Source organism: Streptomyces sp. NPDC090442, assembly GCF_044769405.1.
In the GTDB taxonomy this organism is placed as follows: domain Bacteria; phylum Actinomycetota; class Actinomycetes; order Streptomycetales; family Streptomycetaceae; genus Streptomyces.
Window position 1 is genome coordinate 1 of the sequence record NZ_JBIVXW010000137.1, and the last position, 9,955, is coordinate 9,955.

A 9,955-nucleotide genomic window follows, 5' to 3' on the forward strand; every position below is an offset into this window, starting at 1 on the left:
TTGGTGTGGGGGGGGGGGGTGCGGGGCGGGGGGGGCGGGTGGGCCTGAGTGCTTCGCTTTACGTCTGGCACACCGGCCCCTCCGGCCCGTCACCTCCCGTTGGGTGGGTGGATTTCTCCGGGTGGGGGCTGACCACAGTGGTCCCCTGACGGTCACCGCCCGGGCGCTTGTGCCGCCTGTCCTCTTATGGCCGTCACTCAGGCTCACGCGTCCCCGTCCCCATACGGTCACCACTCAGCCCAGCGGCCCGAGTTGATCCACCGGGCGGACGTGGCACCCACCGGTTTTTCCCACCCCCAACGGGAGGGGACGGGCCTGCGGGGTGGGTGTGCAGGACGTAAAGCGAAGCAGTCCTGCACACCCACCCCGCAGGCCCGTCACCGCACCCCAACAGCCCCGCGCAGCGGATCGGCCCCGCGCAGCGGACCGGCAACGGACCAGACAACCCGCCCCGCCCCGCGCAAGCGGACCGGCCCCGCGCAGCGGACACATCAGCTTGCGCCGCAGGCGCAAACAACAGCAACCCGCGCGGCGGGAAAGTCAACAACGTGGGAGCCGCCCGGCGTCGGTTACCCCCGCCCGTCGGCCAGCTTCCGCAGGAACACCGCTTCGGCCAACGACAGGCGCCGCAGCTCCTCCGGGGACACGCTCTCGTTCGCCGCGTGGATCTGGGCCTCCGGCTCGCTGAGACCGATCAGGAGGATCTCCGCGTCGGGGTAGAGCCCCGCGAGGGTGTTGCACAGGGGGATGGAGCCGCCCAGGCCGGAGGTCTGCATCTCCTGGCCGTCGTACGCCTCGCGCAGCGCCTCCGCCATGGAGGCGTACGCGGGGCTGGTGGTGTCGGCGCGGAACGGCTGGCCCTGGCCGACCTGTTCGACGGTGACGCGGGCGCCCCAGGGGGTGGCCTCTTCCAGGTGCGCCTTGAGGAGCTTGGTGGCCTCGGCGGCGTCCGTGCCCGGGGGCACCCGCAGGCTCACCAGGGCGCGGGCCGAGGCGTGGACGGAGGGGGTGGCGCCGACCACCGGCGGGCAGTCGATGCCGAGCACCGTCACCGCCGGGCGGACCCAGAGCCGGTCCGCGACCGCGCCGGTGCCGATCAGCTCGACGCCGTCGAGGACCTTGGCGTCCTTGCGGAAGTCGGCCTCGGGGTAGGCGAGTCCCTCCCAGGTGGCGTCCGCGGCCAGGCCGCGCACCGTGGTCGAGCCGTCCTCGGCGCGCAGCGAGTCCAGGGTGCGGATCAGCGCGGCCAGCGCGTCCGGGGCGGCGCCGCCGAACTGGCCGGAGTGCAGGTTGCCCTCCAGGGTGTCCACCTGGACCTGCACCATCGTCATGCCGCGCAGCGTCGCGGTCACCGTGGGCAGCCCGGGGCGGAAGTTGCCGGAGTCGCCGATGATGATGGCGTCGGCGGTCAGCAGCTCGGGGTGCGCCTCGGCGTACCGCTCCAGGCCGCCGGTGCCCTGCTCCTCCGAACCCTCCACGATCACCTTGACGTTGACCGGGACGCCGCCGTGCTCCTTGAGTGCCCGCAGCGCCGTCAGGTGCATGATCACGCCGCCCTTGCAGTCGGCGGTGCCGCGCCCGTACCAGCGACCGTCGCGCTCGGTCAGCTCGAACGGCGGGGAGACCCAGGCGGCCTCGTCCAGCGGGGGCTGCACGTCGTAGTGGGCGTAGAGCAGCACGGTCGGTGCGCTGGCCGGGCCGGGGAGGTAGCCGTAGACGGACTGGGTGCCGTCGGGGGTGTCCAGCAGCGCGACGTCCTCGAAGCCCTCGGCTCGCAGCGCGTCCACGATCCAGCGGGCCGCGCCCTCGCTCTCGCTCTTGGGGAACTGGGCGAAGTCCGCGACCGACTTGAAGGCCACCAACTCGGCGAGTTCGGCCCTCGCCCGCGGTTGCAGGGCGGCGACGGTCTGGGCGAGCGGGCTGTCAGACATGAAAACGCTCCTTGTGGGCGCGGTATCGGATACGTGGGCCACGTCCGGCGGGGTGGGCCGGGCGGGCCCGGGCGTACGGATGTGCGTGCCCCGATCTTCCCACAGGCAGTCTGTTCGGACGCGGCCCGTAGGATGCGGCGGTACGCGCAGCCAGGCATCGGACGGGAGCGGAAGCACAGGTGAGCAGCGAGCAGGCGGCCGAGGGCAACCAGCAGGTATGGGACGTCGTGGTGGTGGGCGGAGGGCCCGCGGGCGCCTCGGCGGCGCACGCCGCGGCGTGTACGGGACGCCGGGTGCTGCTCCTGGAGAAGGCCGAACTTCCCCGTTACAAGACCTGCGGCGGCGGCATCATCGGCCCGTCCCGGGACTCCCTCCCGCCCGGGTTCCAACTGCCGCTGCGCGACCGGGTGCACGCGGTGACGTTCTCGCTCAACGGCAAGTTGGCCCGCACCCGGCGCTCCAAGCAGATGCTCTTCGGCCTGATCAACCGCCCCGAGTTCGACGCCGCGCTGGTGGAGTCGGCCACGGAGGCCGGCGCCCGGGTCCGGACCGGTGTCACCGTCTCGCGGGTCGAGCAGCACGGCGCCAACGTCCCGGACCGGCGGACCGTCGCGGTGGTGCTCGGCGACGGCGAGGTGGTGCTGGCCCGGGCGGTGGTCGGCGCGGACGGCAGCGCGAGTCGGATAGGCGCGCACGTCGGCGTGAAGGTCGACCAGGTCGACCTGGGGCTGGAGGCCGAGATCCCGGTGCCGGAGACGGTCGCCGAGGACTGGGCGGGGCGGGTGCTCATCGACTGGGGCCCGATGCCGGGCAGTTACGGCTGGGTCTTCCCCAAGGGCGACACCCTCACCGTCGGCGTGATCTCCGCCCGCGGCGAGGGCGCGGCCACCAAGCGCTACCTGGAGGACTTCATCGGCCGGCTCGGTCTGGCCGGCTTCGAGCCGAAGATCTCCTCGGGACACCTGACCCGTTGCCGGGCGGATGACTCCCCGCTGTCCCGCGGCCGGGTGCTGGTCTGCGGCGACGCGGCCGGCCTGTTGGAGCCGTGGACCCGGGAGGGCATCTCGTTCGCGCTGCGCTCGGGGCGGCAGGCGGGCGAGTGGGCGGTGCGGATCGCCGAGGCGCACGACGCGGTGGACGCCCGCCGCCAGGCGCTGAACTACGCCTTCGCCATCAAGGCCGGGTTGGGCGTGGAGATGGGCGTCGGGCGCCGGATGCTGGCGCTGTTCGCGCGCCACCCGGGGATGTTCCACGCCGCGCTGACCGGATTCCGGCCCACCTGGCGGGCGTTCGCGAGGATCACCCGGGGGACCACGACGCTCGGCGAACTGGTCCGCACCCACCCGTTCGCCCGGCGCGCGCTGGACGCCATCGACCGCGCGGAGACGCCCGCGGGCACCGCGCCCGCCGACGGCCGCCCGGACGAGGCCGGCGAGGTGGAGCCGGCGGCCGAGCGGGGGTGAGCGAAGGGGAGCGGCCGGGACGACCGGCCGCGCGGCGGCTACTCCCCGGGGAGTAGCCGCGGACCCCTCACCGGGCGGACGCCGCCCGGGCCCGCCGCCGTCTAGCGTGTCCACCATGGACAACGCACGGCCGCCCTGGGCGCGGCGCCGCCCCGACCGGCCGCAGGCGTGGTGGCCGCCGGAGCCGGGACGACGGGCCGGCGGCCGGCTGCCCTGGCGCTCGACGCTGCTGGTGCTGGTGCTGGTCACCGTCGGCACCAACGCCGCCGCCCACGGGCAGCACGGACGCGTCCCGCTCGACCCCCTCGGCCATGCGCTGCTCGTCGCCGGAGCGGTACTGCTGCTGTTCCGGCACCGTTACCCACGGGCCACGGCCCTGGGCACCGCCGCCTGCTGCGCCGTCTACTTCGCCGCCGGCTACCCCTACGGGCCGGTCTTCGTCACCCTCGCGCTGGGCGCCTACGCGGCGATCGTCGCCGGCCACCGGGTGGTCGCCTGGTGTGCGGTGGGCGGGGTGTGGCTGGCCCACCTGCTGGTCGCGCACTGGCTCTACCGCTGGCTGCCCCCGCATCTCGGGCCCGCGCCCTGGGGACAGGAACTCGTCGTCACCGCCTGGGTGATGGCGGTCCTGGCGGCCTCCGAACTCGCCCGGGTCCGCCGCGAACAACTGGCCCGGATGCGGGCCGAACGAGCCGCCGCCGAGCGCCGCCGCGCCGACGAGGAACGGCTGCGGATCGCCCGCGAACTGCACGACGTGCTCGCGCACAGCATCTCCGTCATCAACGTCCAGGCCGGCGTCGGGCTGGCGCTGCTGGACTCCGACCCGCAGCAGGCACGAACGGCGCTGACCACCATCAAGGCCGCGAGCAAGGAGGCGCTCGGCGAGGTCCGTCAGGTCCTGGACACCCTGCGCGCCCCCGGCGACGCCCCGCGCGCCCCCGCCCCCGGCCTGGACCGGCTGCCCGAACTCGTCGAACAGGCCCAACGCGCCGGCCTCGCCGTGGACATCGCCACCGAGGGCACCCGCGCGCCCCTGCCGCCCGGCGCCGACCTCGCCGCCTTCCGCATCGTCCAGGAGGCGCTCACCAACATCGTCCGGCACTCGGGCTCGCGCACCGCCCGGGTGCTCCTGCGTGACGTTCCCGGCGCCTTGGAGATCCGGGTCGACGACGACGGACCGGCCACCGCCGGCAGCGGTGAACTGGTCGGTGGCGGCAACGGGTTGGCCGGCATGCGGGAGCGGGCCGCGGCGCTGGGCGGCACCATCGAGGCGGGACCGCGGCCGGACGGCGGCTTCCGGGTCCACGCGCGCCTGCCGCTCACCGCCGCGGCCCGCACCACCGAGGAGGAGTCGTGATCCGGGTACTGCTCGCCGACGACCAACTACTGGTCCGGGCCGGTTTCAAGGCGCTGTTGGACGCCCAGCCCGACATCGAGGTGGTCGGTGAGGCGGCCGACGGCCAGGAGGCGCTCACCGTCGTACGGGCGCGCCGGCCGGACGCCGTCCTGATGGACATCCGGATGCCGCTGCTCGACGGCCTGGCCGCCACCCGGAAGATCACCGAGGACCCCGCGCTGGCGGACGTCAAGGTCGTCATGCTGACCACCTTCGAACTCGACGCGTACGTCTTCGAGGCGATCCGCTCCGGGGCCTCCGGCTTCCTGGTCAAGGACACCGAACCGGAGGAACTGCTGCGGGCGGTGCGCGCGGTGGTGGCCGGCGACGCGCTGCTCTCGCCGGGCGTGACCCGCCGCCTGATCGCCGAGTTCGCCGCCCGCTCCAAGACCCCGGCGCCCACCGCCGAACTCGCCGTCCTCACCGACCGGGAACGTGAGGTCATGGCCCTGGTCGGCCTCGGCCTCTCCAACGAGGAGATCGCCCGCCGCCTGGTGGTGAGCCCCCTCACCGCCAAGACCCATGTCAGCCGCACGATGGTCAAACTGGGTGCCCGGGACCGCGCCCAACTGGTCGTGCTGGCCTACGAGTCGGGGTTGGTGCGGCCGGGGTGGCTGGGGTGAGGGTGCGGCCTGCCGCGCGCCGATGATCGTGGGGGTGTGGGGACGGCGGTGGGGTTGTCGCCTGCTTGGCGCACGTCCGTTTGGCGCCTGCCCGCTTGGGGCCTGCCGCCGGATTGGTTGCCGCCCGTCGCCGACTGTGGGGCCGTCGGCCGGCCGGCACCGGGGTGGTGCGCGGTGGCCGTCCGGTGCCGGCGGCCCAACCCGCGAACGGAAGGTTCCGGTCCGGGGACGCGACCGCGGACGGTCAGGCCCCGTCCTCGCCCGGACGTCGAGCCACCGGCCGGCGGGCCCGGCCGAACCCGCGGGCCCGGCCGCTTGCCGAGCCCGCCAGCGGTCGTGTCCGGCCGGAAGGCCGATCCCCTGAACGGACAGGTGAACGCTCAGGCCCCGATGGGGCGTTGGGCCCGCGAACGGTCGACGCCCGCTCGGTGGGGCGCCGAGCCGGCGGGTCGTTGTCGCCTTGGCCGCTGGTCGGGGGCGCTCCGTCAGATGCCGCCGCGCTCCTGCCACAGGGTCGATACGGAAGCGTCGCCGGAGAGCGTCAGGCCGTCCCAGGGGAGGCGGTTCCACAGCGTCAGGTAGAGCTCCTCGGCGCGGCCCTCGACGGTGCAGTCGGGCTTGGACTCCTCGTCCGTCGGCGTGGACACCGTGCGCGGCGGTGCGTCGGGCGTGAGGTGGACCGTCCAGTCGGCGCCGGGGGTGTCCCTGGCGCGCAGCCGCAGGGTCAGGGGTGCGGCCGGGCGCAGTCGGCTCCGGTCGCCGGAGTGGAATCGGGTCAGCAACTCGTCGATGCCGTCCGCCGCGAAGCGCGCCGGCAGCGGCGTCAGCGGGACGCCGGCGGCCAACTGGGCGTCGGCGCGGTGCACCGACGTCTCGTGGGCCTGGCGGCGCGCCCAGAAGGCGAGCGGGGACCGGGTCGGGAAGAACGTCCAGGTCCGCAGATCGGCCGGGGCGGTGTGGAGGGCCAGCACGAGCTGGTGGTGGCCCTCGCGCAGCCAGGGGACCAGCTCGCCGTCGGCCACGTCCGGGGACTCGGGGAAGCTGCTCCGCGTCTCCCGGGGCTCGGTCACGAATCCCGTCGCCCAGCGGTGGACCCGCCCCGTGTGCAGCACCAGATCCCGCATGCGCCAGTCGGGACAGGTCGGGACCGGGGCATCGGGGCCGGCCTCGTCGGCGGCGTCCGCGAGCAGCCCACCGTCCAGGCGCAGGGTTTCGACGAACTCAGTGATCTCCATGCGTCCGAGTGTGCCAGCCACCACTGACAGCCGACATCGTCGGGGCGGAGCCGCCGCCCCCGCGCACGGCGTCGCCGGAACCCGTAGACACCCCGCTGACCAGCGACGCCACCCCTCCCCGCAGCCCACCGGGCAACGCCACAAGGGAACTTGACTACCCCTCAATTTCCCCGGGAGGGGGACGTTCCGCGGAAGGGGACGTTCCGCGGGAGGGGGACGCGTCGACCGTCCCGTCCACACCGTTGCGGTGCGCCCCGCGGGTCAGGTGCGCGATCAGCGCCGCCACCGCGGCCAGCAGTGCGACGGTGGTCAGCGCGACCGGCAGACTCCACAGCTCGGTGAGGAAGCCGATGGCGGGCGGGCCCAGCAGCATGCCGCCGTAGCCGATCGTGGAGGCCATCGCGACCCCGCCCGCGCCGCCGGCCGCCCCGGCCCGCGCGATGGCGATCGGGAAGATGTTGGCCAGCCCCAGACCGGCGACCGCGAACCCGGCGCAGGTGGCCCACGCGGTCGGCGCGAGCGCCCCGAGCAGCATCCCGACCGCCGCCGTGCCGCCGCCCCCGACCAGGGCCCGCACGGGCCCCAGGCGTTCGATGAGCGCGGTCCCGGAGAGCCGCCCGATCGTCATCGCCAGCGCGAACACCGCGTAGCCGGCGGCCGCGAGACCCGGCGAGGTGGCCAGGTCCTGAGAGAGGTGCAGGGCACCCCAGTCGGCCATCGCGCCCTCGCCGTACGCCGTGCACAGCGCGATCACACCGAAGACGAGGACGAGGGGGAGGTGACGGGAGCCGGGATGCGGGCGGTCGCTCTCGTCGGGTCGATGGCTCGGTGGGCCGTCCGGGGTGATGGGCGGCTCCTGCTCGCGCCCCGGCTCCCGTCCGCGCCGTAGCGCCGTTCCCGCGGCGACCGTCACCAGTAGGCCGCAGACCGCCAGCCCCGAGAGGTGCGCGGCGGGGGAGTGGTGCCCGGCGACCAGTCCGCCGAGGCCGGCGCCGAGCATGCCGCCCAGGCTGAAGGCGGCGTGGAAGCTGGACATCACCGGGCGGCGCAGGGCCGCGATCAGGTCGACGGCGGCGCTGTTCATGGCGACGTTGAGGGACCCGTAGGCCGCGCCGAAGACCAGGAGCACCAGGCCCAGCGCGGTGGCCGAACGGGCCAGTGGGGGCAGCAGGATGCTCAGGCCGAGTGCGATGCCGGAGACGACCGTCACGGTGTGGTTGCCGAAGCGCCGGCACAGCCGCCCGGTGAGCATCATGAACGCCACCGCCCCGACGGAGACGCCGAGCAGTGCCAGTCCCAGGGCGCCCGCGCTGGCGCCGGTCTGCGCCTTGATCGCGGGGATCCGGACGACCCAACCCGCGAAGAGGAAGCCGTCCATGGCGAAGAACGCGGTGATCGCGGCGCGCCGGCGGGCCAGCGGGTCACCGGGCCCGCCCGAAGCCGCGGCCGTCGTTCCGATATGCGCCCTCATGGGGGGATTTGAGGATCGAGGAGAGATGGGGGGCCGATGGCGGGTGAAGACCGTGCGTATTTTGTTTAGCGTCGACACAAAGCCAGAATAGAGGCGTGACCCAGACTCGGACAACCAGGCTGGAGCGGGGCCGCGGCGCCCTCGGACCCGCACTGGAGCTCGTACACACCGGACGCGCGCCCACCCGTGCCGTCCTGACCTCCGAACTCGGCGTGACCCGGGCGACCGCGGGAGCGGTGGCCGCCGAGCTCGAAGCGCTCGGCCTGATCACCGTCGACTCCCGGCCGCACGCCTCCGCCGGCTCCCAGGGGCGGCCCTCGCACCGGTTGTCCATCAACGAGGACGGCCCGGTCGTGCTGGCCGCGCAGATCCATGCCGACGGCTACCGCGCGGCCCTGGTTGGCCTCGGCGGCCGTATCGTCGCCACCACGCCCAGCTGCGGCATCATCCCCGCGGACCCCGCCCACGTCCTCGCGGAGGTCGTCGAGGCCGGTGCCGCCCTGCTCCGCGAGACCGGGCGCCGCTGCCTGGGCGCGGGCCTCGCGGTACCCTCCGCGGTCGCCGAACCGGACGGCGAGGCGCTCAACCCCCTCCACCTCGCCTGGCCTTCGGGCGCCCCGGTGCGCGAACTGTTCCTGCGCGCGCTGGCCGCCGCGGAGATCCCCGGCGTCACCGAGAAGATCGGCTTCACCGGCAACGACGTCAACCTCGGCGCGCTCGCCGAACACCGGCACGGGGCCGGCCGCGGCTCCCGCCACCTGCTGTGCGTGGCCTCCGGCCACCGGGGCGTCGGCGGCGCGCTGGTCCTCGACGGCCGCCTGCACAGCGGCAGTTCGGGCCTCGCCCTGGAGGTCGGCCACCTCACCGTCAACCCCGAGGGCGCGCCCTGCCACTGCGGCAGTCGCGGCTGCCTGGATGTCGAGGCCGACCCGCTCGCCTTCCTCGTGGCCGCCGGCCGCGAGCCGGGCCCGGAGGTCTCCCTCCTGCACCAGGCCGTCGAACTGCTCCGCACCGAACTCGCCGACCCCGGCGTCCGCACCGCCGCCGACCTGCTCATCGACCGCCTCGGCCTGGGCCTCGCCGGCCTCGTCAACATCCTCAACCCGGACCGCATCATCCTCGGCGGCCTCCACCGCGCCCTCCTGGAGGCCGACCCCGAACGCCTACGAGCGGTCGTCGCGGACCGCAGCCTGTGGGGACGCAGCGGCGGGGTCCCCATCCTCCCCTGCAGCCTGGACCACAACAGCCTGGTGGGCGCGGCGGAGTTGGCGTGGCAGCCGATCCTTGACGATCCGTTGGTCATCTGACGTCGTCGGCTGACGCCGGGCTGTTCCCACGTTGTCGGCTTTCCCGCCGCGCGGGTTGCTGTTCTATGTGCCTGCGGCGCGGGCTGATGTGTCCGCTGCGCGGGGCCGGTGCGCTTGCGCGGGGCGGGGCGGGTTGTCTGGTCCGCTGCGCGGGGCCGATCCGCTGCGCGGGGCTGTCGGGGTGCGGTGACGGGCCTGCGGGGCCGGTGTGCCAGACTGCTTCGCTTTACGTCTGGCACACCGGCCCCTCCGGCCCGTCCCCTCCCGTTGGGTGGGTGGATTTCTCCGGGTGGGGGCTGACCACTGTGGCCCCCTGACGGTCACCGCCCGGGCGCTCGTGCCGCCTGTCCTCTGACGGCTACCACTCAGGCTCACGCGTCCCCGTCCCCATACGCTCACCACTCAACCCAGCGGCCCGAGTTGACCCACCGGCAGGACGTGGCACCCACCGGTTTTTCCCACCCCCAACGGGAGGGGACGGGCCTGCGGGGTGGGTGTGCAGGACGTAAAGCGAAGCAGTCCTGCACAC

Annotated in this window: 7 protein-coding genes; 4 read left to right on the plus strand and 3 right to left on the minus strand. The window is 74.4% G+C overall.

Going from position 1 to position 9,955, the window contains the following annotated elements; translation table 11 throughout:
• Nucleotides 1-569: 569 nt before the first annotated feature.
• Complete coding sequence (locus tag ACIQU6_RS42890) at nt 570-1,931, minus strand: dipeptidase (protein WP_403487860.1); 1,362 nt, start codon at nt 1,929-1,931, stop codon at nt 570-572.
• Between the two features lie 179 nt (nt 1,932-2,110).
• Here ACIQU6_RS42890 and ACIQU6_RS42895 point away from each other — a divergent pair, with 179 nt between their 5' ends.
• The 3 genes from ACIQU6_RS42895 to ACIQU6_RS42905 all read left to right on the plus strand — a co-directional run bounded on the left by ACIQU6_RS42895 (nt 2,111) and on the right by ACIQU6_RS42905 (nt 5,413).
• Nucleotides 2,111-3,394 (plus strand): geranylgeranyl reductase family protein, encoded by a 1,284-nt coding sequence (locus tag ACIQU6_RS42895; protein ID WP_403487862.1) that lies wholly within the window; start codon nt 2,111-2,113, stop codon nt 3,392-3,394.
• Nucleotides 3,395-3,509: 115 nt separating this feature from the next.
• Nucleotides 3,510-4,751 (plus strand): sensor histidine kinase, encoded by a 1,242-nt coding sequence (locus tag ACIQU6_RS42900; protein WP_403487864.1) that lies wholly within the window; start codon nt 3,510-3,512, stop codon nt 4,749-4,751.
• Entirely contained in the window at nt 4,748-5,413 is a 666-nt protein-coding gene (locus tag ACIQU6_RS42905) for a response regulator (protein ID WP_403487866.1), read from the plus strand. The genes ACIQU6_RS42900 and ACIQU6_RS42905 overlap by 4 nt, the downstream gene beginning before the upstream one ends.
• Before the next feature lie 485 nt (nt 5,414-5,898).
• On the opposite strand, the gene ACIQU6_RS42910 is transcribed toward ACIQU6_RS42905, so the two are convergent.
• Together ACIQU6_RS42910 and ACIQU6_RS42915 are read right to left on the minus strand one after the other, a co-directional pair.
• Entirely contained in the window at nt 5,899-6,648 is a 750-nt protein-coding gene (locus ACIQU6_RS42910; RefSeq protein WP_403487868.1) for a maleylpyruvate isomerase family mycothiol-dependent enzyme, read from the minus strand.
• A gap of 154 nt (nt 6,649-6,802) precedes the next feature.
• Nucleotides 6,803-8,119, minus strand: coding sequence for an MFS transporter (locus ACIQU6_RS42915; RefSeq protein WP_403487870.1), 1,317 nt, complete (start codon nt 8,117-8,119; stop codon nt 6,803-6,805).
• A 95-nt stretch (nt 8,120-8,214) separates the two neighbouring features.
• Between ACIQU6_RS42915 and ACIQU6_RS42920 the strand changes: the two genes are divergently transcribed.
• Nucleotides 8,215-9,426, plus strand: coding sequence for an ROK family protein (locus tag ACIQU6_RS42920; RefSeq protein WP_403487872.1), 1,212 nt, complete (start codon nt 8,215-8,217; stop codon nt 9,424-9,426).
• The last annotated feature ends 529 nt before the right edge of the window (nt 9,427-9,955 follow it).